The sequence below is a fragment of the Rhodococcus sp. MEB041 genome (assembly GCF_030208955.1).
In the GTDB taxonomy this organism is placed as follows: Bacteria; Actinomycetota; Actinomycetes; order Mycobacteriales; family Mycobacteriaceae; genus Rhodococcoides.
In genome coordinates, this window is the sequence record NZ_JARVSZ010000003.1 from 50685 (window position 1) to 77264 (window position 26580).

The following is a 26580-nucleotide window of genomic DNA, read 5'->3' on the forward strand; positions in this document are numbered from 1 at the left end:
CATGATCACCTTCCGGCGGGTCACCGAGAACGACTTTCCGCTGCTCGCGCGCTGGTTGTCGCACCCCCACGTGGCGCGGTGGTGGAACCACGAGGTCACCGCCGAGGCCGTCGCCCGCGACTTCGGGGCGTCCGCCCGCGGCGAGGAGCCGTCCGAGGACGTGCTGGCTCTCGACGACGGAACCCCCGTCGGCCTGCTCCAGCGCGCCCGGTGGCACGACTACCCGGAGTACGTCGACGAGCTGGCGCCGTTCTGGGCGGTGCCCGCGGAGGCCGTCACCATCGACTACCTCATCGGCGAGGCGCACCTCGTCGGGCACGGCCTCGGCACCCGCGTGCTGATCGAGTTCACGGCCGACACGTGGCGGCGGTACCCGAGCGCGACGTGCGTCGTCGTGCCGGTGGCCACGGGCAACGTGGCGTCGTGGCGGGCGCTCGAGAAGGCCGGGTACCGACGTGTCGCCGAGGCCCACCTCACCCCGGACAATCCGATCGACCCCACCGACCACGTGGTGATGGCGATCGACCGCCCCGGAAGGTGACGACGCGGGCCATCTACCGTGGCACGGTCTCACCCTGTCACCAGGGGAGGAACGCTGCCCAGAGGTTTGCTGCAACCACCCCGACTGCCTTCACAGTCTCCTGCGCCACGACGCGCGGATTAGCGACTGCATACGCAACGGTGTTGGACACGCTTTGACGGCTGAAATCGGTTTTGGTCGCCTCGGAGATGGTGTACGTCCAGGTATCGATCGCGACACTCGACAGATACCCAACTGGACCCTGGGTCTTCAGAACCGAGGAAACTTGTCCCCACCCCATACCCCATGCCGTCGAGAATGCTCCACCGATGTCGCCATTGCCGAGTTGATAGCCGAATTTTGTTGCAGGACATAGTAATGCAACATTCGATACCGATCCTGAGCGCGTCAGATTGGCGAGGCCACCGATGTTGCCGCAGATGTCGAGCTGATCGATGGGCACCGCCCATCCGTTGGAATTGTCGCTGGGAAGAGCCGGGCGACGGTTCGGCCGCTGGTTCTCGACGCTGATGGAGGGTGCGCCGGGGCGGGTGCGATCCGTGGTCGGGCGACTCGATCCAGTCGACGATCGGCCGGATCGGGCCGGCCCCGCGGCGGGCTGACCCGGCACGTTCGGCACCGGTTCACTTCCCGGGTCCGTCGGCTGAGTCGGATCGATGTCCTCGAGGAACTGATTGGTGACGACGAAAGCGGTGGAGTTGTCCACACTGCCGATGACAGGTCCGAAGAGGTACTGGCACTCTGTCACCGTTGTGGGGCATGCCGGAACGACCACAGTAGAGCCCGGTCGAACCGTCACCTGAGCGGAGATATCGCCCGCGAAGCTGTACCCGACCACCATCGTCTCCGACGACGTGTTGGTGTAACTCAAACCCTCTGCGGTCTTCACGATGACGGAGCCATATCCGGTGCTGAACTGGTTCTCGACTCCGTCGGCAGTCACGAACGTCGACGAGACGTGCGGGCCGTCGAAACCTTCGAGGACGTCGTAGGTGCAGTCACCCTCGCAGCCCGGCAATACCACCGTCGATCCGGGCAGCACTTCATGACTCGTGGATCCGATACCGGTGGTGACGTGGACGGTAACTGCACTGGTCGAGCTGTTCGTATAGGCCGGAGATGTTCGGTCTCCAGTGAATCCATCGGCGAAGCCCGGTGACACACCTTCCACGGTCGTCTCGACGCGTCCTGTCCAAGGCTGACCGGTCACATCGATCGAGATGCCGGCCTCCAGATCGTCAGAATAGGGACGTCCGGACACTGAGGCACCGAACGAGCATTCAGACGACGCGCCCGCACAGAACGGGAGGTCGGCCGAATCGCCCGGGCCCACGGTCTGCGATGCAACGACGTCGCCGTCCATCATCGTGAACACGATGATCTCTGCGCCTGTGTCGTTGACGTATCTCACTCCTGTTCCGAATCGAGTGAAGCCGCCGGTGGCGGAGATCGGCGCGTTGACAGGTGCGGGGGGAGCGAGAGCAACGGTGACGGCGGCACTGGCGACAGGATCGGTCGTCGGCGTGATTTGTCGACCCGGTGTCGCCTGCCGTTCGGCGCCGCCGGCTGCGTCAGAGGCAGTGTCGGGTCCGGTAGCCGTGGACGCCGTCGATGTCGCAGGCGTGGAACCTGTTGCGGTGGGGACCACTTCGGTCTGAGCCGTCATGGTTCCGGCGCTTTCCGCGGGATCTGCCGCAATCGACGGTGCGGGCCCCTCGGTCGTGGCCGCGTCCGTGTGGTTCCCCGCAATCGACGGTGCGGGCCCCTCGGTCGTGGCCGCGTCCGTGTGGTTCCCCACAATCGACGGCGCGGGCTCCTCGGTCCTGATGAGCGGCTGGGACAAAATTGGTGTGTTCGAGCTGGAGTCGACGGCCGTGGGCTCAGCAGCAGGTTCAGCTGATGCGGGATGCAGCTCAGATGTGGCTACAGGCACGAGCAGCGCTGCTACAACTGCAACCGAGGCGATGACGGTCCGCCGGAGGTGGTACTTCACGAATGGCCCGTTTCGACGGAGTGATACGACTGTGGGAAGTGTCCCGGGCCAGGAGCGACTACACAGTCAGCCAAATGGACTACTTCGAATTAACAGTCCCCTCGATCGCGACTTGCAGGACCATTCATCAGGCCGTTCTGGAAAGCGGGTGGTGACCCTCTTGGTGTCCAACGCACATCCTTGATGCGAGCGTCCGCCTTTGACCGTCCCCACGCACGCAGGTTCTGTCGGTGCCGCTGAACCCACGTCTTGGCGTACCGACGCGAGGCGCGGACAACAGTGCCCATCGACGGTCCACCTGCTTCCGCACATCGACCGCCCGGCTCGGTGACGAGGGCCTAGTCTCCTTGGTCATGGAGCATCCCGTGCGATTCCGCGACGACGATCCGTTGTTGGCAACGGTGCGAGAACGAGCCCTACGCCTGCCGGGCGCCACCGAGAAGGTCTCCCACGGCCGCCCGAACTTCCGCACCACGAAGGTCTTCGCGATCTACGGCGCCACGGTGAAGGGGGACCATCACTCCACCCGCTGGGATCGGTCGCTGCAGGTTCTGCCCGACACCGACGAGCGAGCGGCGTTGCTGGACGACGAGCGATTCTTCGAACCCGCGTACACCGCGGCGAGCGGCTGGGTAGGACTCGACCTGACGATCGGCACCCCCGACTGGGCCGAGGTCGACGAACTGCTCGACATGTCGTTCCGGCGGACGGCGCCCGCCCGGCTGGTCGCGGAACTCCGAACGCTCTCATGACCGCGAGACAGTGGCCGTGAGACAGTGGCCGCTGTGCAACTGCTGCTGATCCGCCATGCTCTGCCACTGCGTTCCGACGCGGATGCCGATCCCGCACTCGCACCGCTGGGACTCGAGCAGGCCGCGCGCGTGCCCGACGGGCTGCGCGCCCATCGGCTCGCGCGCATCGTCAGCAGTCCACAACTGCGCGCCCGGCAGACCGCGGAACCGCTCGCCGCGGACACCGGACTCCCGGTGGACGTGCTCGACGGTCTGGCCGAGTACGACCGGGACTTCCCGGGTTACCTCCCCATCGAGGAGGCGCGCGAGAAGTTCCCCGCCGAGTTCGAGCGCATCAAGGCCGGGCATCTGCCGAGCGCGGTGGACGCCGACGCCTTCCGCCGACGGGTGTTCGACGACATCGCCTCGGTGGTGCGGGACGCGGAGCCGGAGGACACGGTCGCGATCTTCGCCCACGGCGGGGTGATCAACGTCCACCTGCAGGATCTGCTCGGCACCGCCATGCCTCTGACCTTCCCGATCGACTACGTCTCGGTCACGCGAATACTGTTCTCGCGCAGCGGCAGACGTACGGTAGCGTCGGTGAACGAGACGCAGCACGTGTGGGATCTGCTCCCCCGGAACCGGGCGCGATCCTCACCGACTTCTTAATCGCGCAGGTCACCGGGCATTACGGGCACGATCGGTGCTCGGCACGGTCCGTCGAGCGCGTCGGCACCGGTTAGCCTGAGCAGTATCATGACTTCTCCCTCATCACACGGTGCCCCGCGTTCGGGTCTCGTCGCCACGTTGTCGCGGCCCGTGATCGTCGTTCTCGTGATCGCCCTCCCCCTGCTCCTGGCCGGCCTCTACGCGTCGTTCAGCGGGAACGACGTCGTTCCCCTGGCCTCGCAGAGCAGTTCCGAGACCACCACCTCGGCAGACGGTTCCGAGGCCACGGACGGCGGCACCCCCGCTGCGGGAGACCCGCTGGCGAAGACGCGCTCGGCTCTCACCCAGACGCAGTTGCCCCTGAGCCTGCTCAGCGGTGGACTCACTCAGCTGACCGACGCGGCGCCGCAGCTCACCGACGGAGTCACCCAGCTCTCCGACGGCCTCGGGCAGGCGCGCTCCGGGTCGCAGCAGCTCGCGGACGGCAACTCCCAGCTGGCAGGCGGACTCGTGCAGCTGCAGGGCGGAGTGGGCCAGCTCGGTGACGGCGCCGTGCAGATCAGCGGCGGCGTGAACCAGCTGACGACACCCCTGCTGGCGCTCGGCGAGAAGCAGGCTCAGGTCACCTCGTCCATCGCGGACGTCGCGAACCGCATCGAGGTGCTGAACAACCCGATCACCACCGACGCGGCACGGCAGCTGCGTGAGCTCATCGACACGCTGAACGCGCAGGGCATCGGCCCCGACACCGTCTCCCAGATCAACCAGCTGCGCGACGGCGCCGCCCTGCTCGCGTTCCAGCTCGACGATCCGTCCAGTGAGTTCGTCACCGGCGTGAACACTGCCGTCGACGGCAGCGCGCTGCTCTCCACGGGCGCCGGCCAGCTGAACGACGGCATCATCCAGCTCGACGACGGCGGCAAGCAGCTCAAGGCGGGCACCGACCAGATCACGACCGGCATCGAGCCGATCGGCGGCGTCGTCAGCAGCCTGCAGACCAACGTGAAGACCGCGCAGACCTCGCTGCCCGCGGCCAACGCAGTAGCGGCGACCACGACCACCGACGAGAACGGTCAGACGCAGACCACCCTCGTCGTGCAGGGAAGCACCCCGTCGAACTACTACCTGATCGCGGCACTGGTGGCCGTGGCCGCGGCTGCCGCCGTGAGCCTGATGCGCCTGCTGACGCGTCGGGACCGCGTGGCGCGCATCGCACCCGTCCTCGGGGCCCTCGCGGTCACCGCAGCTGCGGGTATCGCCTACTGGTTCGTCGGCGACGGTCTCAGCTTCGGCTCGCTCCTCGGCGGCATCGTCTTCCTGTTCCTGGGTTCTGCGGCGTTCCTCGCCGCGGCGGGCGCCGTGCAGATGGCGTTCGGCCGTGCCGTCGGCCAGTCGATCAACCTGGTGCTGCTGCTCGTCCAGCTCGTCCTGGCAGGCGGAGCCCTGGTGGGGTCGCCCGACAGCTCCGTCTTCGGCAAGGCCGCGGCCTTCACGCCCGTCGGGTGGCTCGCCGCCGGACTCGAGCGCATCGCGGCGGACGCCATGGACTCGACCGGCTGGCTCGCCGTCCTCGTGATGGTCGCCCTGCTCGCGGTGTCCGGTCTCGTCTACTCGCTCGTCGCCCGGTCCGACCCGGAGGACGACCGCGCGGCCTACCGGGACGAACCGCGCCTCGCCTGACTCAGGCGGGCGTCAACGGGTGGATCGCCAGGGCGCCCAGCTTGGCGCCGTGGCGACCCATGACGTCGGCCATGTGCGGTGACGCCATGTGCCCGTCGAGGGCCGCCTGGTCCCGCCACACCTCGACGGTGACGATGGTGCCGGGCGCCGCGTTCGAGGTGTAGACGTCGTACTCCAGGCAGCCGTCCTCCTCGCGCGTGAGAACGGCGAACTGCCGCATCGCCTCCAGCACCTCGTCGAAGCCGTCCGTCACCGGAATGGTGGCCACCACGTGCAGATCACTCATCGTCGTTCTCGTCTCGCTCGTTCGTCATCGGTCCACCCGAACGTACGGCGAGGAGCGGCGGCGGGCGTCGGTTATCGCCCGACTGCCCGCTGACGACTCAGCCCTGGAACCCCTCGTCGTTCTCGAAGGCCGTGACGACGGCCGCCAGATCGTCGGCGCCGTGCCCCGCGACGCTCGCGTCCACGTACGCACTGCGCACGGCCTGCAGCAGGCGGGAGGTGCGCGGATCCACCGCATCGATCATCAGGTCGACGTCCTTGACCACGCCGTCGATCCCGAACGACGGGGTGAAGTCGCGCTCGATCATCGAGCGGCCCTTCATCTGTGTGTACGGCGCGTTGATCGGACCACCGTCGAGCGCCTCGAGGACGAGCGAGGGCTCCAGGCCCAGTTCCGACGCCATCGCGAGTGACTGCGCCGTGGCCGCCGTGAGCGTGGACACCATCGCGTTGCACGCCAGTTTGAGCGCACTCGCCCGGCCGGGCGCCGTCCCCGCGTTCACGATCTTCACCGTCAACGACTCGAGCACCGGGCGCACCGACTCGAGCGCCTCGGCGGGTCCGGAGGCCAGCGCCGTCAGCTTGCCCGACTCCGCCGGCTCCTTGGTCCCCAGCATCGGGCAGTCGAGAAAGGCGACCCCGTGGTGCTGCGCCAGATCGGCCAGCCGTCGGGCGCCGGCCGGACCGACGGTCGCGGACTGGACCCACACGGCGCCGTCCTTCACCGCGGACAGGAAGGTGGTGGCCGTGTCCGCGGTGGCCGACTCGTCGTAGAGCATCGTGACGATCACGTCGGCGTCAGCGACGCAGGCCGCCGGATCGTCCGCGACGGTCGCCCCCTGGTCCTTCAACGGCGCCGCGCGATCGGCGTTGCGGTTCCACACCGTCACCTCGTGGTCGCCGCGGAGCAAAGACCCCGCCATGCCCGCGCCCATCGTTCCGGTTCCCAGTACTGCCACCCGCATGTTCGTTCCCTCTCACCGGCTGGAGCGGATTCTTTTCCGACCCGCTCCGTGTGTTGCAATGCAGGGTGTTCCCCTCACGGAGCACCACCACACGCACTCTCGAACGGATCACGCATGACCAGCACCGACACGCCCGCCACCGAACGGGCGGGGCGTCGCGAGTGGTGGGGTCTCGCCGTCCTCGTCGTCCCCATCGTCCTCGTCTCGATGGACATGTCGGTCCTGTACCTCGCCCTGCCCTCGCTGACCGAGGATCTCCAGCCGAGCAGCTCGCAGCAGCTGTGGATCCTCGACATCTACAGCTTCATGCTCGCCGGCCTACTGGTCACGATGGGCTCGCTCGGCGACCGCATCGGCACCCGTCGGCTGCTCATGATCGGGTCGCTCGTCTTCGGCATCGCGTCCGTCGCCGCCGCCTTCTCGCACACCCCGGAGGCCCTCATCGCCTCGCGGGTGCTTCTCGGAATCGGCGGCGCCACCCTCGCGCCGTCGACACTGTCGTTGCTGCGCAAGCTCTTCGTCGACCCCGTGCAGCGCGGTGTCGCCATCGGAATCTGGACGGCCGGATTCGCCGGCGGTGGCTCGTTCGGCCCGGTCATCGCGGGCGCGTTGCTCGAGTACTTCTGGTGGGGCTCGGTGTTCCTCATCAACATCCCGATCATGGTGGTCCTGCTGATCGCCGCTCCGGTGATGCTGCCCGAGGCGAAGAACCCGAACCCCGGCCGCTTCGACCTGCCCGCCGTCGGCGCCTCGATCGTCGCGATGCTCGGTATCGTCTACGCGCTCAAGCACGCCGCGCAGAACGGCCTCGACTGGCAGGTGGCCGCCGCGCTCGCGGTGGGGCTCCTGGTCGGCTGGTGGTTCGTGCGACGTCAACGCGCGAGCACGCACCCCGTCATCGAGTTCGATCTGTTCCGCACCCCGGCGTTCTCCGTCGCGGTGATCGTCATCCTCGTGTCGGTCTTCATCATCACGGGCTTCAATCTGATGCTGTCGCAGTATCTTCAGCTCGTCATGGGGCTCGGAACCCTCGAGGCGGGACTGTGGTCGCTGATCCCGGCGATCGCGACGGCCACCGCCTCACTGACGGCCCCCCTGATCATGAAGCGCCGCCCGCCGGCCGTCATCCTCGTCGGCGCCATCTCCGTGATGTTCGTCGGTGCCGTCGTGATCGGTGCGGTGGCCCTCCCCTCGGACGTCGGGTCGGGCGCCACGCTCGCGATCCTGCTGTGCGGCATGGTGATCGCTGCGTTCGGTGTGGGTACCGGCACGACGTTCGGCTCGGATCGGGTGCTCGCCACCGCGGCACCGGAGAAGGCGGGCGCGGCCGGTGCCGTGTCGGAGACGGGTGCGGAACTCGGTGGGGCACTGGGCATCGCCGTGCTCGGCTCCATCAGCGTGGCCACGTACCGCCTGGTGCTGGGGCCCGCCGACACGTCCGGAGACGGCACGCTCGCCGGCACCCTGGCCGAAGCCGGCCGGATGTCACCCGACGTCGGGCCCGACCTCGCGTCCCGCGCCCGCGAGGCGTACGTGGACGGCATCGTCGCCGCGTCCGGGGCCACGCTCGTCACGCTGCTGATCGCCGGCAGCGCGGCCGCCGTCCTGTTCCGTCGAGCGCGCTGACGCACCGACTCCCGACACAGAACACCCCCTGCAGCAGGCTGCAGGGGGTGTTCTGTTCGTACCGGGGGTGTGGGCTCGCTACCGCTGGGGTGCCTGGGTGGGCACGATCGGCGCGGGCAGCGCCGTCTTTCCCATGAGGAACGAATCGACCGCGGACGCGCAGGAGCGGCCCTCGGCGATGGCCCACACGATGAGCGACTGACCGCGGCCCATGTCGCCGGCCACGAAGACACCGTCGACGTTGGTGTTCCACTTGTCGGTCCGCGACACGTTGCCGCGCTCGTTGAGATTCACTCCGAGATCGGTGAGCAGGCCCGGCTTCTCGGGCCCGGTGAAGCCCATCGCGAGGAACACGATGTCGGCCTCGAGGTGGAAGTCCGACCCCTCGACCTTGGCGAAGCGACCGTCCTTGAACTCGACCTCGTGCGCGTCGAGTCCGGTGACCATGCCGTTCTCGCCCGTGAAGCGCTCCGTGTTGACGGAGAAGACGCGCTCGCCACCCTCCTCGTGAGCCGAGGACACGCGGTAGACCAGCGGGTACGTCGGCCACGGGGTGGATCCGGCGCGCTCCTCCGGCGGGCGGGGCATGATCTCGAACTGGTGGACGCTGGCCGCGCCCTGACGGTGCGACGTGCCGAGGCAGTCCGCGCCGGTGTCGCCGCCGCCGATGATGACGACCTTCTTGCCCTTCGCCGTGATGGGCGGCTGGCCGTACTGGTCGACGACGTCGTCGCCGAGCTGAACACGGTTGGCCCAGGGCAGGAACTCCATCGCCTGATGGATGCCGCCGTACTCGCGGCCGGGGACCTCGAGGTCGCGGGCCTTGGTGGCACCGCCCGACAGGACGACCGAGTCGAACTCCTCTCGGAGCTCGTCCGCGGTGATGTCGACACCGACGTTGACACCGGTTCGGAAGATGGTGCCCTCGGCCTCCATCTGCGCCAACCGGCGATCGATGTGGCGCTTCTCCATCTTGAACTCGGGGATGCCGTAGCGCAGGAGTCCGCCGATGCGATCCGCTCGCTCGAACACGGTGACGGTGTGGCCGGCACGCGTGAGCTGCTGCGCTGCAGCGAGACCCGCGGGACCGGAACCGACGACGGCCACCTTCTTGCCGGTGAGGTACGTCGGGTAGACGGGCTGGACCCATCCCTCGTCGAAGGCGCGATCGATGATCTCGACCTCGACCTGCTTGATGGTCACCGGGTCCTGGTTGATGCCCAGGACGCACGACGCCTCACACGGAGCCGGGCACAGCCGGCCCGTGAACTCCGGGAAGTTGTTGGTGGCGTGCAACCGGTCGATGCTCTCGCGCCACCGGTCCTTGTACACCAGGTCGTTCCACTCGGGAATCAGATTCCCGAGCGGGCACCCGTTGTGGCAGAACGGAATGCCACAGTCCATGCACCGGCTGGCCTGGGTGCGGAGGGTGTCCGTGGAGAAGTCCTCGTACACCTCCTTCCAGTCCATCAGGCGCAGGTCGACGGGGCGCCGCGACGGGAGCTCCCGCGACGTGTTCTTCAGAAATCCTTGTGGATCACCCACGAGCTGCCTCCATGATCGCCTCGTCCACGTCCGCGCCGTTCTTCTCGGCCTCGGAGATCGCGAGCAGTACCTTCTTGTAGTCGCGGGGCATCACCTTCACGAAGTGATTGACCTGCTGCGACCAGTCCGCGAGGATGCGCTCGGCGACCTCGGACCCGGTCTCGTCACGATGCCGCGTGATCGCGTCCTTGAGCCACGCGAACTCGTCACCCTGGAGCTCCTCGATGTCGACGAGCTCGGTGTTCAGGTTGTCCTCGAAGGTCGAGTTCGGGTCGAAGACGAACGCCACACCGCCGGACATGCCGGCACCGAAGTTGCGGCCGGTCTCGCCGAGAATGACGACCTTGCCACCGGTCATGTACTCGCACCCGTGGTCACCGACACCCTCGACCACCGCGACGGCGCCCGAGTTACGGACGGCGAACCGCTCACCGACGACACCGCGGATGAGCGCCTCACCCTCGGTGGCACCGAAGAGGATCACGTTGCCGGCGATGATGTTGTTCTCGGCGACGAAGCTCGAGTTGGCCTGGAGCGACGGGCGTACGACGATCCGCCCACCGGACAGACCCTTGCCGACGAAGTCGTTGGCGTCGCCCTGCAGTCGCAGCGTCATGCCCTTGGGCACGAACGCTCCGAAGCTGTTACCGGCCGATCCGGTGAAGGTGATGTCGATCGTGCCTTCCGGCAGACCGTCCTCGCCGTACGCCTTGGTGACCTCGTGGCCGAGCATCGTGCCCACGGTGCGGTTCACGTTGGTGATCCGCGTCGAGAACTCGACCTTCTCGCCCTTGTCCAGTGCCTCGCGGCTCTGCGCGATGAGTTGCTGGTCGAGAGCCTTGTCCAGTGCGTGGTCCTGCGTGCCGGTGCAGTAGAGATCCTGGTTCATGAACGCCGACTCCGCGACGTCCAGGATCGGCGACAGATCGAGCTTCGACGCCTTCCAGTGATCCTTCGCCGCGGTGGTGTCCAGCAGCGCGACCTGGCCGATGGCCTCGTCGAGCGTGCGGAAACCGAACTCCGCGAGGTACTCGCGGACCTCCTCGGCGATGTACAGGAAGAAGTTCTCGACGAACTCCGGCTGACCGGCGAACCGCTTGCGCAGCAGTGGGTTCTGCGTCGCCACGCCCACCGGGCAGGTGTCGAGGTGGCAGACGCGCATCATGATGCAGCCCGAGACCACCAGCGGCGCGGTGGCGAAGCCGAACTCCTCACCACCGAGCAGCGCGGCGACCATGACGTCGCGACCGGTCTTGAGCTGACCGTCGACCTGCACGACGATGCGATCGCGAAGACCGTTGAGCAGCAACGTCTGCTGGGTCTCGGCCAGGCCGAGCTCCCACGGTGCGCCGGCGTGCTTGACCGACGTCAACGGGGTGGCGCCCGTGCCGCCGTCGTGGCCCGAGATGAGCACCACGTCCGCGTGCGCCTTGGAGACACCGGCGGCGACCGTACCGACACCGACCTCGGAGACGAGCTTCACGTGGATGCGCGCCGACGGGTTGGCGTTCTTCAGGTCGTGGATCAGTTGAGCCAGATCCTCGATCGAGTAGATGTCGTGGTGCGGGGGCGGCGAGATGAGGCCGACACCCGGCGTGGAGTGACGGACCTCGGCCACCCACGGGTACACCTTGTGCGCCGGAAGCTGGCCACCCTCACCGGGCTTGGCGCCCTGCGCCATCTTGATCTGGATGTCGGTGCAGTTGGTCAGGTAGTTCGACGTGACACCGAAACGACCCGACGCGACCTGCTTGATGGCCGACCGACGCCAGTCACCGTTCTCGTCGGGGAGGAAGCGTGCGGTGTCCTCGCCGCCCTCACCCGAGTTCGAGCGACCACCGAGGCGGTTCATCGCGATGGCCAGCGTCTCGTGCGCCTCTGCCGAGATGGAGCCGTAGCTCATCGCACCCGTGGAGAAACGCTTGACGATGTCGCGTGCCGACTCGACCTCGTCGATCGGGATCGGGGTGCGACCCTCGGTCTTGAAGCGGAACAGTCCGCGCAGCGACGCGAGCCGCTCGGACTGGTCGTCCACCATGCGGGTGTACTCCTTGAACACGGAGTACTGACCGGTGCGGGTGGCGTGCTGGAGCTTGAACACCGTGTCCGGGTTGAACAGGTGGTACTCGCCCTCGCGGCGCCACTGGTACTCGCCGCCCGTCTCGAGCTCGCGGTGCGCGCGCTCGAACTTGTTGTCCAGGTACGCGACTCCGTGACGCACCGCGACGTCGGCCGCGATCTGGTCGAGGTCGATGCCGCCGAGCGGCGACTGCACGCCGTAGAAGTACTCGTCGACCAGGGCCTGCGACAGGCCGATGACCTGGAACAGCTGGGCGCCGGTGTACGAGGCGAGCGTCGAGATGCCCATCTTCGACATCACCTTCAGCACGCCCTTGCCGGCGGCCTTGATGTAGTTCTTGACGGCACTGTCGTAGTCGATGCCCTGCAGGGTGTCGCGGTCGATCATGTCCTCGATCGACTCGAACGCCATGTAGGGGTTGACCGCTGCGGCACCGAAGCCGACGAGGGTGGCCATGTGGTGGACCTCGCGGGCGTCACCGGCCTCGACGATCAGCCCCACCTTGGTGCGGGTCTTCTCCCGGACGAGGTGGTGATGCACGGCCGAGGTCAGCAGCAGCGACGGGATCGGTGCCAGCCGTTCGCTCGACTCGCGGTCGGACAGGATGACGATGCGCGCGCCGCCGTCGATCGCCGCGGAGACCTGCGAACGAATGATCTCGAGCGAACGACGTAGTCCCTCACCGCCTTCGGCGACCGGGTAGAGGCCGCGGACCACCACGGAGCGCAGTCCGTCCTGGGTGCCGTCGTCGTTGATGTGGACCAGCTTGGCCAGCTCGTCGTTGTGCAGGATCGGCGACTTCAGCACGATCTGCCGGCATGCTTCGGCACTGGGCTGCAGGAGATCCCGCTCGGGACCGATGGTGCCGCCGAGGCTGGTGACCACCTCTTCCCGGATGGCGTCCAGGGGCGGATTCGTCACCTGGGCGAACAGCTGGGAGAAGTAGTCGAACAGCATGCGCGGGCGGTTCGAGAGCACGGCGACGGGCGTGTCGGTGCCCATGGACCCGATGGCCTCGGCGCCCGCCTTGGCCATGGGAGCGACCAGCATGGTCAGTTCCTCGGTGGTGTACCCGAAGATCTGCTGACGGATCAGCACGCGGTCGTGCGTCATGTGGACGTGCGGGCGCTCGGGCAGGTCGTCGATCTCGACGAGACCCTCGTCGAGCCACTCCTGGTAGGGGTGCTCGGCGGCGAGCTCGTCCTTGATCTCGTCGTCGCTGACGATGCGGCCCTGCGCGGTGTCCACCAGGAACATGCGACCGGGCTGCAGGCGGACCTTGCGCACGATCTTCGACGGCTCGATGTCGAGGACGCCGACCTCGGACGCCATGATGACCAGGCCGTCCTCGGTGACCCAGAGACGGCTCGGACGCAGGCCGTTGCGGTCGAGGACCGCGCCGATGACGGTGCCGTCGGTGAAGCACACCGACGCCGGTCCGTCCCACGGCTCCATCAGAGTCGAGTGGTACTGGTAGAACGCCCGGCGAGCCGGATCCATCTTGTCGTGGTGCTCCCACGCCTCGGGGATCATCATCAGCACGGCGTGCGGCAGGCTGCGACCGCCGAGGTGCAGGAACTCCAGCACCTCGTCGAAGCGCGCGGTGTCCGACGCTCCGTGCGTGTTCACCGGGAAGATCTTCTCGAGCTTCTCAGGGCCCCCGAAGACGTCCGACTCGATGAGGGCCTCGCGGGCACGCATCCAGTTCTCGTTGCCGGTGACGGTGTTGATCTCACCGTTGTGCGCGACACGGCGGAACGGGTGTGCCAGCGGCCACGAGGGGAACGTGTTGGTGGAGAAGCGCGAGTGCACCAGACCGAGGGCACTGACGACGCGCTCGTCCTGCAGATCGAGGTAGAAGCCTCGCAGCTGCGGCGTCGTGAGCATGCCCTTGTAGACGATGGTCGAGGGCGACAGCGACGGGAAGTACACGGACTCGCGTCCGGGACCGTCCTTGCCGGGGCCTTCGAGGCCGAGTTCGTGCTCGACGCGCTTGCGCACGACGAACGCGCGGCGCTCGAGATCGATGCCGGACAGTGCACGGTCGGGAGCGGCGACGAACAGCTGGCGGAACGTCGGCATGGCGTCGCGCGCCAGCGCGCCCAGGGAGGCGTCGTCCGTCTCGATGTCGCGCCAGCCGAGAACCTCGAGGCCCTCCTCGGTCACGACACGCTCGACACCGGCGACAGCCTCGGCGGACGCGGCGCGCGCCTGCGGGAGGAACGCGATACCGGTGGCGTAGGAACCCTCGGGCGGCAGATCGAAGTCGACCACGGCGCGGTAGAACGCGTCGGGGACCTGGATCAGGATGCCGGCACCGTCACCCGTGTTGGGCTCGGCACCTGCAGCGCCGCGGTGTTCGAGATTGATCAGCGCCGTGATCGCCTTGTCGACGATGTCGCGGCTCCGTCGGCCGTGCATGTCGACCACGAACGCGACACCGCAGGAGTCGTGTTCGTTGGCGGGATCGTAGAGGCCGCGCGCTGATGGGTACCGGTGTCCGGGAAGCTGCATGTGTCTTGCCTAACTGACGAGTCGAGCCAAGATCCGCGAGAGCGCGGCCACGTCCGAGATTCGACGCGAGCCACCGCGGGGCGATGCGAGAGCGGGTTCACCGTTGAACACGCACTCCGATGGGGCTCCGGCCACTCTCGGACAACGATCCGTTCCGAGGTGGTGACCGAGTGTTTTCGGGCAGGGGCGATCCTTGTGGGTCGACCCCGCAGCTGAACGATAAGTCAGGAACCGGTCGAATTCACAAATCAGGGCATCCTCATTCGGGCCTGACCTGGTCGTTCCCCCGGTGGTGTGGGTGTGTGCGCGACGTTGCGCGGTACCTCGGCGTTCGTTCACGAGAATACTCCGGGAGCGCACGAGCTCGACGTCGGAGATCTCACACCGAGACGTACGTCCGATGAAAGACTACTGGCCGTAGCGATTTCTCGGCTACGGCCAGTGTGGTGGGCGAAGGGGGACTTGAACCCCCACGTCCCGAAGGACACTGGCACCTGAAGCCAGCGCGTCTGCCATTCCGCCACTCGCCCGAGCGACGGGACGAGATTAACACGACCCGTCACTCGGGCAGAAATCCATACCGTCGGTCCGGGTTTCCGGTCCCGAGGCGGGGCCGGGAACCGGTTCCGGGCGTATAGCATGGATCGGTAGTCGCACGACGGAAGGACACGCGAGGCCGCACGGCCTGCGCGGACGTCGGCGGCGTGGACGCCTCGGGGACGGTTCCAGCATCATGAGTCTCCGACGCACGGACGCAGTACCGATGTGAGACGCAGTACCGACGAAGACGGAGAAGGAGGGTGTCGTGGGAGTGGTTCAGCGATTCGAGAGAAAGCTGCAGAGTGCTGTCGGTGACGCCTTCGCTCGCGTCTTCGGTGGCGGTGTGGTGCCGCAGGAGGTCGAGGCGGCCCTCCAGCAGGAGGCCACCATGTCGGTCCGCACGCTGGACGGCGGACATCTGCTGGCACCCAACGCCTACGTCATCACCATCAGCCCGTCGGATCACGACAGGCTCGCGTCCGACCACGACCTCACCACTCGCGCCTTCTCACGCCATCTCCAGGACTTCATCACCGACCAGGGATGGCAGACGTACGGGCGCGTGGTGGTCCGCTTCGAACCGTCCACCACACTGCACACGGGACAGTTCCGCACGTCGGGAACAGTCGATCCCGACGCGTCACCCCAGCAGAGCGCTCCACCTCACCAGTCCACTGCACAAGACCGACCGTCGTCGACATCAGGAGCCGGCCCCATGACCCAGAACTCAGGGACTCAGAACCAGGGCGACGAGCCCGACCGCGACAACGATCGGCCCGCATCGGGCGTCGCCGCCCGTGCCCCCCGCAACGGCAGCGCGTACCCGTCCGAGGCGTACGACCCCGAGGCGTCGGGCCGCGTCGACCCGGCGGCGGAGAACCGGGTGCGCCCGCCCCGCGCGTACGGCGACTCCGAGCAGGACGCCCGCGGCTACGGCCGCCCGCCCGCCGGTCAGGAGCAGGGCGGATACGGACGCGCACCGTACGGACAGGGGCACGATCAGCAGGGCTACGGCCAGGCCGGGTACGACCAGCAGGGGTACGGCCAGGCCGGGTACGACCAGCAGGGTCACGAGCAGGGCGGCTACGACCAGGGTTACGGACGCCAGCCGCAGAACCGCGCCCCCTACGACTCGCGTGCCTACGGCCAGCAGCCTCCCGCTCAGCAGCCGTACGACCGCCAGGCCTACGGACAGCCGGCGGCGGATCCGCGCGGTCACGGCCGTCCTCAGTACGACCAGGGTGGACCCGATCCCCGCGCCTACGGCCAGCAGGGCTACGACCAGGGCGGCTATGACCAGCGCGGGTACGACCAGGGCGGCTATGACCAGCGCGGCTACGACCAGCGCGGCTACGACCAGGGTGGTTACGACCAGCGCGGGTACGACCAGGGTGGGTACGACCAGCGCGGCTACGACCAGGGCGGCTACGACCGATCGGGCTACGACCGATCGGGCTACGACCAGCACGGTCAGGACCAGCACGGTCAGGACCGTCAGCAGGCGTACGGCGACTACGACCAGCGCGGCTACGACCAGGGCGGCCAGGCCGCACAGCCGCGGGCGTACGGCGCCGCGGCGGCGTACGACCAGCCGGCCACACAGGGCTACCAGCAGGTCGCGGACGGGGACGACTACGACCGCCCGGCCGCGTCTCGCGGGCTCGCCGCCACCCTGCAGCTCGAGGACGGCAGCGGCCGTCACTACCAGCTGCGCGAGGGCGGCAACGTCGTCGGTCGCGGCCAGGAGGCCCAGTTCCGGCTCCCCGACACCGGCGTCTCGCGTCGGCACTTCGAGATCCGCTGGGACGGCCGGGTGGCCATGCTGTCCGACCTGGGTTCCACCAACGGCACGACCGTGAACGGTGCACCGGTCCAGGACTGGCAGCTGGCCGACGGCGACATCGTCCGCGCCGGACATTCGGAGATCCTCGTCCGCATCGTCTGACACGACCGGACCGGCGACGGGTGCGGCGGCCGACACCGGCCGTCGGCGCCTGCCCTTATGATGCTCCGAGACGGGACGTCCCCGGGCGACCGAGAAAGCCGTGACCCGGCTTCTGGTGACACGAGGAGGTGACACGCTGTGCAGGGATTGATTCTGCAGCTCACTCGAGCTGGCTTCCTCCTGATCCTGTGGTTGTTCGTCTGGGCAGTGCTGCGCACCCTGCGGTCGGACATCTATGCGGCCTCCGGGCTGCGCGTGGCACCGCGCTCCCGCACGTCACCGGTGTCGCTGCAGGGCCGCAAGGCGAAGGTGGCCAAGCAGCTGGTGGTCACGCAGGGTTCGCTGGCCGGTACCCGCATCACGCTCGGGTCGCAGCCGGTCCTCATGGGTCGGGCGGACGACTCGACGTTGGTCCTCACCGACGACTACGCGTCCACGCGCCACGCACGGCTGTCTCCTCGCGGGGGTGACTGGTACGTCGAGGATCTCGGTTCGACCAACGGCACCTACCTCGACCGGGCCAAGGTCACGACGGCGGTGCGCGTCCCGCTGGGCACGCCCGTCCGCGTCGGCAAGACCGTGATCGAGCTGCGCCCGTGACACTGGTTCTCCGCTACGCCGCGCGCAGCGATCGCGGTCTCGTGCGATCCAACAACGAGGACTCGGTCTACGCCGGTGCGCGCCTGCTCGCTCTCGCCGACGGCATGGGAGGGCACGCCGCCGGTGAGGTCGCGTCCCAGCTCATGATCGCGGCGCTCGCCCACCTCGACGACGACGAGCCGGGAGACGATCTCCTGGGCAAGCTCGAACGGGCGACGCGCGAGGGCAACTCCACCATCGCCGAGCAGGTCGAGGAGGATCCCGAGCTCGACGGCATGGGCACGACCCTGACGGCGATCCTGTTCGGCGGCAGAAAGATCGGGCTCGTCCACATCGGCGACTCGCGTGCCTACCTGCTGCGCGACGACGAGCTGACGCAGATCACGCGAGACGACACGTTCGTCCAATCCCTGGTCGACGAGGGCCGGATCACGGCCGAGCAGGCGCACTCGCACCCGCAGCGGTCGCTCATCATGCGCGCGCTCACCGGTAACGAGATCGAACCGACGCTCACGGTGCGGGAGGCCCGCGCCGGGGATCGGTATCTCCTGTGCTCGGACGGCCTGTCCGACGTCGTCAGCAGCGAGACCATCGCCGACACGCTCCGCGAGGGCGAGAACGACGAGTGCGCCGATCGGCTCATCGAGCTGGCGCTGCGCAGCGGTGGCCCCGACAACGTCACCGTCGTCGTCGCCGACGTCATCGATCTGGACTACGGCCAGTCGCACCCCATTCTCGCCGGAGCCGCGTCGATGTCCGACGAGGAGGACGCGCCGCCGCCGAACACGGCAGCCGGCCGCGCCGCCGCCATGCGGCCGCCCCGCACCACCCCGAAACGTGTCGTGACACCACCGCCCGTGCCGGAGAAGAAGTCGCACAAGCTCCGGTGGTCACTCGCCGGCCTCGGCGTGGTCGCCCTTCTCGTCGTCGGCCTCGTCGTGGGATGGCAACTGCTGCAACGTAACTACTACGTCGGAACCGACGACGGTCGCGTGGTGGTGATGCGCGGAGTCTCCGGTTCGGTGCTCGGCTTCTCGCTGCAGGAGGTCGATCTGGTCGGCTGCGTCCGCGACGGGGCCACGGCCATCGAGGACGCGACGGTCGAGCTGCGCGCTCCCGGCGACGCCGACTGCACGATCCTGGGTGTCGACGATCTCCAGCCCTCGGCACGCGAACAGGTGCGCTCGGGTCTGCCGTCGGGCACCCTCGACGACGCGCGCACCCAGGTGGCGCGACTCGCGTCCGGTGACCTGCTGCCCCCGTGCACGCCGCCGGCGAGCGCCACCACCACGCCGAGCGCCACCCCCGAGGCCACGCCTGCTCCCACGGCCGCACCGCCCGCTCCGGACCCGGCGGTGCCGTTCGATCCGGCGGCTCCCGTGACCACCACGATCGAGCCCACCCCGGCACCGACGCCGACGCTGGTGGCGGGCCAGACCTGCAGGACGGGTTCGTGATGTCCGCTCCGGACCTGCCGACCCCGAACCGGCCCACCCCCAGCCAGTCGTCCGCCTCGTTCCCCAGCCCGCCCGGTGGGTTCGCCCCCGCCCCGCCGCAGTCGACGAGACGCGGTGTCGAAGCGGCACTGCTCGGCGCGGCCGCGGTCATCACCACGGTGTCGCTGGTGCTCGTCGAGGCGAGCCAGGAGCAGGCCATCACCTGGGACCTGGCGAAGTACGGCCTCGCCTACCTCGCGATGTTCGCGGTCGCCCACGCCGCGGTCCGTCGATTCGCCACCCACGCGGATCCGCTGCTGCTCCCGGTCGTCGCCATGCTGAACGGGCTCGGACTGGTGCTCATCCACCGGCTCGACCTCGCGGCGCAGCAGTCGGCGGTGTACCTCGGCATCGAAGAGCCGTCGGCCGACGCCACGCAGCAGGTCCTGTGGACGGCCCTGGGCATCGCCGGGTTCATCGCTGTCCTCGTGCTGGTCCGCGACTACCGCACCCTCGCGCGGTACGGCTACACCCTGGGCCTCGGCGGTCTGGTGTTCCTGGCCCTGCCGGCGGTCCTGCCCTCCTCGTTGTCCGAGGTCAACGGCTCGAAGATCTGGATCCGGTTGCCCGGCTTCAGCATCCAACCCGGTGAGTTCTCGAAGATCCTGCTGCTCATCTTCTTCGCCTCGGTGCTCGTGGCAAAGCGCGAGCTCTTCACCACCGCGGGCAAGCACGTGCTCGGCATGGACTTCCCGCGCGCCCGCGATCTCGGCCCCATCGTCGTCGCGTGGATCGTGTCCATCGGCGTCCTGGTGTTCGAGAAGGATCTCGGCACGTCGCTGCTGATCTACTGCACGGTCCTGGTGATGATCTACGTCGCCACCGAGCGCGTCGGCTGGATCGTCGTGGGTGTGGCGCTGCTCCTGCTCGGCTTCCTGCTCGCGTACCAGTTCTTCGGGCACGTGAAGATCCGCACCGACACATGGCTGGATCCGTTCGCGGACTACAACGACACCGGCTATCAGATCTCGCAGTCGCTCTTCGGTCTGGCGACCGGCGGCATGGGCGGTACCGGGCTCGGCAGTGGCCGGCCGTCGCAGGTGCCGTTCGCGAGCACCGACTTCATCATCGCGACCATCGGCGAGGAGCTCGGCCTCATCGGCCTGGCCGCCGTGTTGATGCTCTATCTGGTCTTCGTGTTGCGTGGGCTGCGCACCGCCCTCGCGGTGCGCGACAGCTTCGGCAAGCTGCTCGCCGCCGGACTGTCCGTCACCATCGCGGTGCAGCTGTTCGTCGTCGTCGGCGGCGTCACCAAGCTCATCCCGCTCACCGGTCTCACCACACCGTTCATGTCCTACGGAGGATCCTCGCTGCTCGCGAACTACGCTCTGGTCGCCCTGCTCATCAAGATCTCGGACGCCGCACGGGCGCCCGTCGTGCCGCAGAAACGCGGACCGGCGGCTCCGATCGGTGACGCTCCCACCGAGGTGGTGAAGCGACCGTGAACACACCTCTGCGCAGAGTCGCCATCGGCGTCATGGCGATGATCGTCGTCCTGCTCGCGAACGCGACGTACGTCCAGGTCATCAAGGCGGACGACCTCCGAACGGATCCGCGGAACTCGCGGGTGCTGCTCGACGAGTACGCACGCCAGCGTGGGCAGATCTCGAGCGGCGGCCAGGTGCTCGCGGCCTCCGTCGCGACCGACGATCGCTACAAGTACCTGCGGACGTACCCCGCCAACCCCGCGGCACCGTCCAGCCCGGCCGCCAACGCACCGGTCACCGGCTTCTACTCGATGCTGTACTCGAGCACCGCTCTCGAACGGTCCGAGGACGCAGTGTTGAACGGCTCGGACAACCGACTGTTCGGCAAGCGGTTCTTCGACCTGCTCTCCGGTCGCGACCCCCGCGGCGGCAACGTCGTCACCACGATCGATCCGGTGATGCAGCAGGTCGCCTACGACCAGTTGACGTCGAAGGGCTACACCGGCTCCGTCGTGGCCATCGAGCCGTCCACCGGCAAGATCCTGACGATGGTGAGCACGCCGAGCTACGACCCCAACGAGCTCGCGACGCACGACGGCGAGACGTCGACGCAGGCGTGGGAGCGACTGAGCAGCGATCCGGGCGAGCCCCTGGTCAACCGCGCGGTCTCCCAGACCTACCCGCCCGGTTCGACGTTCAAGGTGGTCGTCACCGCGGCGGCGCTGGCGGCCGGCTCCACCCCGGACACCCAGCTCACGGCGGCGCCGACCATCACGCTGCCCGACACGTCGACGACGCTCGAGAACTACAACGGCTCCACGTGCGGCGGCGGCGCCACCGCGTCGTTGCGCGAGGCGTTCGCGCGCTCGTGCAACACCGCCTTCGTGGAACTCGGTATCGACGCCGGCACCCAGAACGTCAAGGACACCGCGTCCGCGTTCGGCATCGGCGAGGCGAACCAGGCCGTGCCGATCCCGGTCGCCGACAGCACCGTCGGGGAGATCCCCGACGACGCCGCCCTCGGTCAGAGCAGCATCGGCCAGCGCGACGTAGCACTGACACCGCTGCAGAACGCCGAGATCGCCGCCACCATCGCGAACGGTGGCGTGCGCATGGCGCCGCACATGGTGGCCCAGCTGCAGGGTCCGGATCTGTCGACCCTCGACACCACCGAGCCCACGTCGCTGGGCCAGTCGATCTCTCCCGAGGTCGCGTCCACGCTCACCGATCTGATGGTCGGCTCGGAGAACAACTCCGGCGGCGAGGGCAAGATCGCGGGGGTGCAGATCGCATCCAAGACCGGCACCGCCGAGCACGGCAGCGATCCGCGCAACACCCCTCCGCACGCCTGGTACATCGCGTTCGCGCCGGCACAGGACCCGAAGATCGCCATCGCGGTCATCGTCGAGAACGGTGGTGACCGCGCACTCGCCGCCACCGGTGGGTCCGTCGCGGCACCAGTGGCGAGAGCAGTGCTCGGCGCCGGATTGCAGGGGAGGTGAGCCCCGCATGAGTGGAGGCCTGGGTAACGGAGCAGTGGTCGCCGACCGCTATCGACTGCTCCGACTGATCGCGACCGGTGGAATGGGACAGGTCTGGGAAGCGACGGACAACCGGCTCGATCGCCGCGTCGCCGTCAAGATCCTCAAGCCGGAGTTCTCGGACGACCCCGAGTTCGTCGAACGGTTCCGCGTCGAGGCGCGCACGACCGCGCTGCTGAACCATCCCGGCATCGCCAACATCTACGACTACGGCGAGGTGCGGGACGCCAACGGGCAGTCGCTCGCGTATCTCGTCATGGAGCTCGTCATCGGCGAGCCCCTCAACACGGTGCTCACGCGCATGGGTCGGCTTCCGCTGGTCCACGCACTGGACATGCTCGAGCAGACCGGCCGCGCCCTGCAGGCCGCGCACCGCGCGGGCATCGTCCACCGTGACGTGAAGCCGGGCAACATCATGATCACGCCCGACGGGACGGTGAAGATCACCGACTTCGGCATCGCGAAGGCCGTGGACGCCTCGCCCGTCACGCGGACCGGCATGGTCATGGGCACCGCGCAGTACATCGCCCCCGAACAGGCGCTGGGTCAGGACGCGACGTCCGCGTCCGACGTGTACTCGCTCGGCGTCGTGGGCTACGAGGCCATCAGCGGGACCCGTCCGTTCGTCGGCGACGGCGCGCTGACGGTCGCGATGAAGCACGTGCGGGACGCCGCGCCGCCGCTTCCCGGCGATCTGCCGCAGCCGGTGCGGGAGCTCATCGAGATCACCATGACCAAGGACCCGGCCGCACGGTACGAGAACGGCGGGGAGTTCGCCGACGCGGTCGCTGCCGTGCGCGCCGGCCGGCGCCCGCCCGCCCCGGGCACGGCGTCCGGTACCGGTCGGGTCGCCCCGCCCGTCGGCGCCGTCGGTGGGCCGTCCAGCACCCGCATGATGACCACGTCCGCCACCGGCTACGCCGCCGCGGCAGCGGCCACACCACGATCACCGGAACCTGATCGTGACCGCGAATCGGGCATGACCCCCGGGCAGAAGGCCCTGGCCTGGGCTGCCGGTGGACTGCTCCTGCTCGCCGCCGTCGTCGCGTTCGGGCTGTTCGTCTTCACCGAGAGCAACGGTTCGACGCCCGTCGTCACCTCGACCACCACGGCGGCGCCCACCACGGAGCCGACCACCACCACGACGCGGCCGACGACCACCACCACCGAGCCCACGACGACGACCACCACCACCACCACGACCACCACGACGACGGAACCGACGACGACCACCACCGAGCCCACGACCACCGAGCCGACGACCACCACCACGACCACGACCGACGGGGGACTGTTCACCATCCCCGGTCTCGGCGGCGGGAACGGCAACGGCAACGGGGACGGCAACCCCTTCAACTACGCACCGGGAGGATCGCGATGACCACACCGCGCAAGCTCTCGTCCCGGTACGACCTCGGGGAGATCCTCGGTTTCGGTGGCATGTCGGAGGTCCACCTCGCGAAGGACGGCCGTCTCGATCGCGACGTGGCCATCAAGGTGCTGCGTCAGGATCTGGCACGCGATCCCACGTTCTACCTGCGGTTCCGCCGCGAGGCACAGAACGCTGCGGCACTGAACCATCCGGCGATCGTGGCGGTGTACGACACGGGTGAGGCGGAGACCGAGACGGGTCCGCTGCCCTACATCGTCATGGAGTACGTCGACGGCGACACGCTGCGCGACATCGTCCGCGCCGAGGGGCCGATGGCTCCCAAGCGTGCGATGGAGGTCATTGCCGACGTCTGCGCCGCCCTCGACTTCAGCCACCGCAACGGCATCGTGCACCGCGACGTCAAACCGGCCAACGTGATGATCAACCGCGCCGGTGCGGTCAAGGTCATGGACTTCGGCATCGCGCGGGCCATCGCCGACAGTTCGTCTCCGATGACGCAGACCGCTGCCGTCATCGGTACCGCCCAGTACCTGTCGCCAGAGCAGGCTCGCGGCGAACAGGTCGATGCGCGATCCGACGTCTACTCGCTGGGCTGCGTGCTGTTCGAGATCCTGACGGGCGAGCCGCCGTTCACGGGTGACTCCCCGGTCGCGGTCGCGTACCAGCACGTCCGGGAGGATCCGCGACTGCCGTCGTCGGTGAATCCGGACATCCCGCGGGAGCTGGACTCGATCATTCTCAAGGCGATGAGCAAGAACCCGGCCAATCGGTACCAGAGCGCCGCGGACATGCGCACCGATCTCATCCGCGTCCTCGGTGGCCAGCGGCCCAGTGCGCCGATGGTGATGAACGACGAGGATCGCACCACCATCCTCGGCTCGATGGATGCGCCGCGGTCCGGCGCTCGGCCGGCGTCCGACAACTCCGGCGAGCCTCGCCGGATCGCCCGCCACGCGCATCCCGACGCGGACGACGACGGAGACCGACCGCGCCGCAAGGGCGTGCGCGTCGCCGTCATGGCGCTCGCCGCCCTCGTGGTCGTCGGCATCGTCGGCGTCTTCCTGTGGAATCTCGGCCCCGGTGCGGAGGCCCGTTCGGTGACCGTCCCGGACGTGTCCGCGCAGACCGCCGACGCCGCCCGCACCACCCTCGAGAACGCGGGCTTCCGCGTCGACGTCCAGCAACGCTCCGACGCGACGGTGCCCGAGGGGTCCGTCATCGGCACGCGACCCGTGTCCGGCACGACGGTCGACGAGAACAGCACCCTCGTTCTCGAGGTGTCCACCGGTCCGGAGCAGATCCAGGTCCCCCAGCTGGCAGGACTGACGCAGAGCGCTGCGGAACAGGCACTGGTGCAGGCCGGTCTCGCTCTCGACCCGTCGATCGGCCGGGCCGCGTCGTCTCGCGCGGACGTCGACAAGGTCATCGGTCAGGAGCCGGCTCGCGGATCGTCGATGGCTCAGGGCTCGTCGGTACGCATCACGCTCGGATCGGGACCGCGTCAGGTGCGGGTCCCCGACGTGGTCGGTCAGAACATCGAGGTCGCTCAGCCCAACATCGCGGGTGCCGGTTTCCTCGTCGACCGCCAGAACGTCGACTCGACGCTCCCGGCCGGTCAGGTGGTCGCCACGACGCCCGCGGGCGGCAGCAACGCCACCGACGGCGACACCGTGGTGGTGCGGGTGTCCAACGGATCGCAGTTCGAGATCCCGGACCTGGCAGGCCAGACCCCGGTCCAGGCCGTCGACCTCCTCCGCGCCGCCGGCTGGGAGGGCACCATCGCCGAGATCGACCAGGTCGACGTCCAGACGTCGGACCTCACGCAGGTCAACCGCGTTCAGCAGCAGGCGGTCGCGCCGGGGACGGCCATCGCCAGGACGGCGCGCGTCAACGTGACCGTCGGCAAGTTCGGGCTCTGACCCGACGCGGCGCCGTGCTCAGACGCGGGCGGCGCTCTCGAGTTCGGCCACCAGGCCCGGTTCGGGAGCCTCGCCGCACACGGCGAGCCAGTTCGCCAGCATGCGGTGACCACCCTGCGTCATGACCGACTCGGGGTGGAACTGCACGCCGTGGATCGGCAGCTCCCGGTGGCGCATCGCCATGACGATGCCGCTCTCGGTGCGCGCGGTCACCTCGAGGTCGTCCGGGATCGTGTCCTCCCGCACCGTCAACGAGTGGTAGCGCGTCGCGGTGAACGGATCCGGCAACCCTGCCAGCACGCCGTCTCCGGAGTGGTGGACGACGCTGGTCTTGCCGTGCAGAAGTTCCGGCGCGCGTTCGACCACGCCGCCGAAGGAGGCACCGATGGCCTGGTGTCCGAGGCACACGCCCAGCAGGGGCGTTCCCGACGAGGCGCAGGCCTGCACCATGTCCATGGTGACGCCGGCACGCTGCGGCGTGCCGGGTCCGGGACTGAGCAGCACTCCGTCCACCTCCGCCACTGCGGCCTCGACATCGAGCACCCCGGGGTCGTCGTTCCGCAGCACTCGGGCCCGTGTCCCCAGCTGGCCGAGGTACTGGACCAGGTTGAACACGAAGCTGTCGTAGTTGTCGACGACGAGGATGCGCATGTCACAAGACTAATGCCGCACGGGTGGGAGCTCGGCTGCAGGTTATCGTGGACGTGAGCAGTGAGCGTCCCCACCGTGGCTCACACCCGCCCGCCTGCAGTCCGGTACGAGAGTTCGAGGTCATCCATGCCCAAGTCGAAGGTCCGCAAGAAGCCCGACTACACGATCGATCCGGCGTCGCGGACGCCCGTCAAGGTCAAGGCCGCGCCGTCGAGCACGCTGTATCTGTCGGTCATGTTCGGTTTCATGGTGCTCGGTCTGGTGTATCTCATCGTGTACTACCTCGCCCAGGACAGCATCGGCTGGATGTCGGATCTGGGGGCCTACAACCTGCTGATCGGCTTCGGTTTCTGGATTGTCGGTCTCGTCATGACGATGAAATGGCGCTGACCGGGGCTTCCTCCGCCATGCGCGCCGAAATTACACGCGTGTTGTT

The 26580-nt window shown here is 68.4% G+C and carries 19 protein-coding genes and 1 tRNA gene; 13 read left to right on the forward strand and 7 right to left on the reverse strand.

What is annotated here, in order from left to right; genetic code table 11:
* Position 1 precedes the first annotated feature (1 nt).
* On the forward strand, positions 2-541 hold the full coding sequence (locus QRN16_RS10100; RefSeq protein WP_285186318.1) for a GNAT family N-acetyltransferase: 540 nt from the start codon (positions 2-4) through the stop codon (positions 539-541).
* Positions 542-578: 37 nt separating this feature from the next.
* On the opposite strand, the gene QRN16_RS10105 is transcribed toward QRN16_RS10100, so the two are convergent.
* Positions 579-2207: a hypothetical protein gene (locus QRN16_RS10105; protein ID WP_222629350.1), complete on the reverse strand. Its 1629-nt coding sequence runs from the start codon at positions 2205-2207 to the stop codon at positions 579-581.
* A gap of 680 nt (positions 2208-2887) precedes the next feature.
* Between QRN16_RS10105 and QRN16_RS10110 the strand changes: the two genes are divergently transcribed.
* The 3 genes from QRN16_RS10110 to QRN16_RS10120 all read left to right on the forward strand — a co-directional run bounded on the left by QRN16_RS10110 (position 2888) and on the right by QRN16_RS10120 (position 5617).
* Positions 2888-3286 (forward strand): MmcQ/YjbR family DNA-binding protein, encoded by a 399-nt coding sequence (locus QRN16_RS10110; protein WP_285186322.1) that lies wholly within the window; start codon positions 2888-2890, stop codon positions 3284-3286.
* A 33-nt stretch (positions 3287-3319) separates the two neighbouring features.
* Entirely contained in the window at positions 3320-3937 is a 618-nt protein-coding gene (locus QRN16_RS10115; protein ID WP_027505916.1) for a histidine phosphatase family protein, read from the forward strand.
* A gap of 87 nt (positions 3938-4024) precedes the next feature.
* Positions 4025-5617: a methyl-accepting chemotaxis protein gene (locus tag QRN16_RS10120; RefSeq protein ID WP_285186324.1), complete on the forward strand. Its 1593-nt coding sequence runs from the start codon at positions 4025-4027 to the stop codon at positions 5615-5617.
* A 1-nt stretch (position 5618) separates the two neighbouring features.
* On the opposite strand, the gene QRN16_RS10125 is transcribed toward QRN16_RS10120, so the two are convergent.
* Positions 5619-5903 (reverse strand): putative quinol monooxygenase, encoded by a 285-nt coding sequence (locus QRN16_RS10125; protein ID WP_285186326.1) that lies wholly within the window; start codon positions 5901-5903, stop codon positions 5619-5621.
* Between the two features lie 97 nt (positions 5904-6000).
* Positions 6001-6867, reverse strand: coding sequence for an NAD(P)-dependent oxidoreductase (locus tag QRN16_RS10130; protein WP_222649999.1), 867 nt, complete (start codon positions 6865-6867; stop codon positions 6001-6003).
* 114 nt (positions 6868-6981) lie between these two features.
* Between QRN16_RS10130 and QRN16_RS10135 the strand changes: the two genes are divergently transcribed.
* Positions 6982-8493 carry an MFS transporter gene (locus QRN16_RS10135; RefSeq protein WP_027505920.1) on the forward strand — a complete coding sequence of 504 codons (1512 nt, stop codon included), beginning with the start codon at positions 6982-6984 and terminating at the stop codon, positions 8491-8493.
* Positions 8494-8571: 78 nt separating this feature from the next.
* Here the strand turns inward: QRN16_RS10135 and QRN16_RS10140 are convergent, their stop codons facing one another.
* The 3 genes from QRN16_RS10140 to QRN16_RS10150 all read right to left on the reverse strand — a co-directional run bounded on the left by QRN16_RS10140 (position 8572) and on the right by QRN16_RS10150 (position 15162).
* Positions 8572-10038 (reverse strand): glutamate synthase subunit beta, encoded by a 1467-nt coding sequence (locus tag QRN16_RS10140; RefSeq protein WP_027505921.1) that lies wholly within the window; start codon positions 10036-10038, stop codon positions 8572-8574.
* A complete protein-coding gene (gene gltB / locus QRN16_RS10145) occupies positions 10031-14632 on the reverse strand; it encodes a glutamate synthase large subunit (protein ID WP_222632497.1) in 4602 nt (1533 codons plus the stop codon). The genes QRN16_RS10140 and gltB overlap by 8 nt, the downstream gene beginning before the upstream one ends.
* 444 nt (positions 14633-15076) lie before the next feature.
* Positions 15077-15162, reverse strand: a tRNA-Leu gene (locus QRN16_RS10150).
* Positions 15163-15437: 275 nt separating this feature from the next.
* Here QRN16_RS10150 and QRN16_RS10155 point away from each other — a divergent pair.
* From QRN16_RS10155 to pknB, 7 genes are all read left to right on the forward strand, one after another.
* Positions 15438-17117: an FHA domain-containing protein gene (locus QRN16_RS10155; protein ID WP_285186333.1), complete on the forward strand. Its 1680-nt coding sequence runs from the start codon at positions 15438-15440 to the stop codon at positions 17115-17117.
* Between the two features lie 138 nt (positions 17118-17255).
* The gene (locus QRN16_RS10160) at positions 17256-17717 is read left to right on the forward strand and encodes an FHA domain-containing protein FhaB/FipA (RefSeq protein WP_027505924.1); all 462 of its coding nucleotides are present in this window, start codon (positions 17256-17258) and stop codon (positions 17715-17717) included.
* Entirely contained in the window at positions 17714-19174 is a 1461-nt protein-coding gene (locus tag QRN16_RS10165; protein ID WP_285186352.1) for a PP2C family protein-serine/threonine phosphatase, read from the forward strand. Before QRN16_RS10160 ends, QRN16_RS10165 begins: the two co-directional genes overlap by 4 nt.
* Positions 19174-20658, forward strand: coding sequence for an FtsW/RodA/SpoVE family cell cycle protein (locus QRN16_RS10170; RefSeq protein WP_285186911.1), 1485 nt, complete (start codon positions 19174-19176; stop codon positions 20656-20658). Before QRN16_RS10165 ends, QRN16_RS10170 begins: the two co-directional genes overlap by 1 nt.
* Complete coding sequence (locus QRN16_RS10175) at positions 20655-22142, forward strand: penicillin-binding transpeptidase domain-containing protein (protein ID WP_222637829.1); 1488 nt, start codon at positions 20655-20657, stop codon at positions 22140-22142. The genes QRN16_RS10170 and QRN16_RS10175 overlap by 4 nt, the downstream gene beginning before the upstream one ends.
* Positions 22143-22149: 7 nt before the next feature.
* Positions 22150-23562: a serine/threonine-protein kinase gene (locus QRN16_RS10180; protein WP_222637830.1), complete on the forward strand. Its 1413-nt coding sequence runs from the start codon at positions 22150-22152 to the stop codon at positions 23560-23562.
* Positions 23559-25493 carry a Stk1 family PASTA domain-containing Ser/Thr kinase gene (gene pknB, locus QRN16_RS10185; protein ID WP_285186360.1) on the forward strand — a complete coding sequence of 645 codons (1935 nt, stop codon included), beginning with the start codon at positions 23559-23561 and terminating at the stop codon, positions 25491-25493. Before QRN16_RS10180 ends, pknB begins: the two co-directional genes overlap by 4 nt.
* 18 nt (positions 25494-25511) lie before the next feature.
* Here pknB and QRN16_RS10190 read toward each other — a convergent pair whose 3' ends face one another.
* Complete coding sequence (locus QRN16_RS10190; RefSeq protein WP_222632479.1) at positions 25512-26144, reverse strand: aminodeoxychorismate/anthranilate synthase component II; 633 nt, start codon at positions 26142-26144, stop codon at positions 25512-25514.
* A 126-nt stretch (positions 26145-26270) separates the two neighbouring features.
* Here QRN16_RS10190 and crgA point away from each other — a divergent pair, with 126 nt between their 5' ends.
* Complete coding sequence (gene crgA / locus QRN16_RS10195; RefSeq protein ID WP_027505930.1) at positions 26271-26534, forward strand: cell division protein CrgA; 264 nt, start codon at positions 26271-26273, stop codon at positions 26532-26534.
* Positions 26535-26580 lie beyond the last annotated feature (46 nt).

What these genes read in the sequence shown, in the direction of transcription:
- QRN16_RS10100 (WP_285186318.1), top strand. Translation starts at nt 2, where the DNA reads ATGATCACCTTCCGGCGGGTCACCGAGAACGACTTTCCGCTGCTCGCG.
- QRN16_RS10105 (WP_222629350.1), bottom strand. Translation starts at nt 2,207, where the DNA reads ATGACGGCTCAGACCGAAGTGGTCCCCACCGCAACAGGTTCCACGCCT.
- QRN16_RS10110 (WP_285186322.1), top strand. Translation starts at nt 2,888, where the DNA reads ATGGAGCATCCCGTGCGATTCCGCGACGACGATCCGTTGTTGGCAACG.
- QRN16_RS10120 (WP_285186324.1), top strand. Translation starts at nt 4,025, where the DNA reads ATGACTTCTCCCTCATCACACGGTGCCCCGCGTTCGGGTCTCGTCGCC.
- QRN16_RS10125 (WP_285186326.1), bottom strand. Translation starts at nt 5,903, where the DNA reads ATGAGTGATCTGCACGTGGTGGCCACCATTCCGGTGACGGACGGCTTC.
- QRN16_RS10130 (WP_222649999.1), bottom strand. Translation starts at nt 6,867, where the DNA reads ATGCGGGTGGCAGTACTGGGAACCGGAACGATGGGCGCGGGCATGGCG.
- QRN16_RS10135 (WP_027505920.1), top strand. Translation starts at nt 6,982, where the DNA reads ATGACCAGCACCGACACGCCCGCCACCGAACGGGCGGGGCGTCGCGAG.
- gltB (WP_222632497.1), bottom strand. Translation starts at nt 14,632, where the DNA reads ATGCAGCTTCCCGGACACCGGTACCCATCAGCGCGCGGCCTCTACGAT.
- QRN16_RS10170 (WP_285186911.1), top strand. Translation starts at nt 19,174, where the DNA reads ATGTCCGCTCCGGACCTGCCGACCCCGAACCGGCCCACCCCCAGCCAG.
- QRN16_RS10180 (WP_222637830.1), top strand. Translation starts at nt 22,150, where the DNA reads ATGAGTGGAGGCCTGGGTAACGGAGCAGTGGTCGCCGACCGCTATCGA.
- pknB (WP_285186360.1), top strand. Translation starts at nt 23,559, where the DNA reads ATGACCACACCGCGCAAGCTCTCGTCCCGGTACGACCTCGGGGAGATC.
- QRN16_RS10190 (WP_222632479.1), bottom strand. Translation starts at nt 26,144, where the DNA reads ATGCGCATCCTCGTCGTCGACAACTACGACAGCTTCGTGTTCAACCTG.
- crgA (WP_027505930.1), top strand. Translation starts at nt 26,271, where the DNA reads ATGCCCAAGTCGAAGGTCCGCAAGAAGCCCGACTACACGATCGATCCG.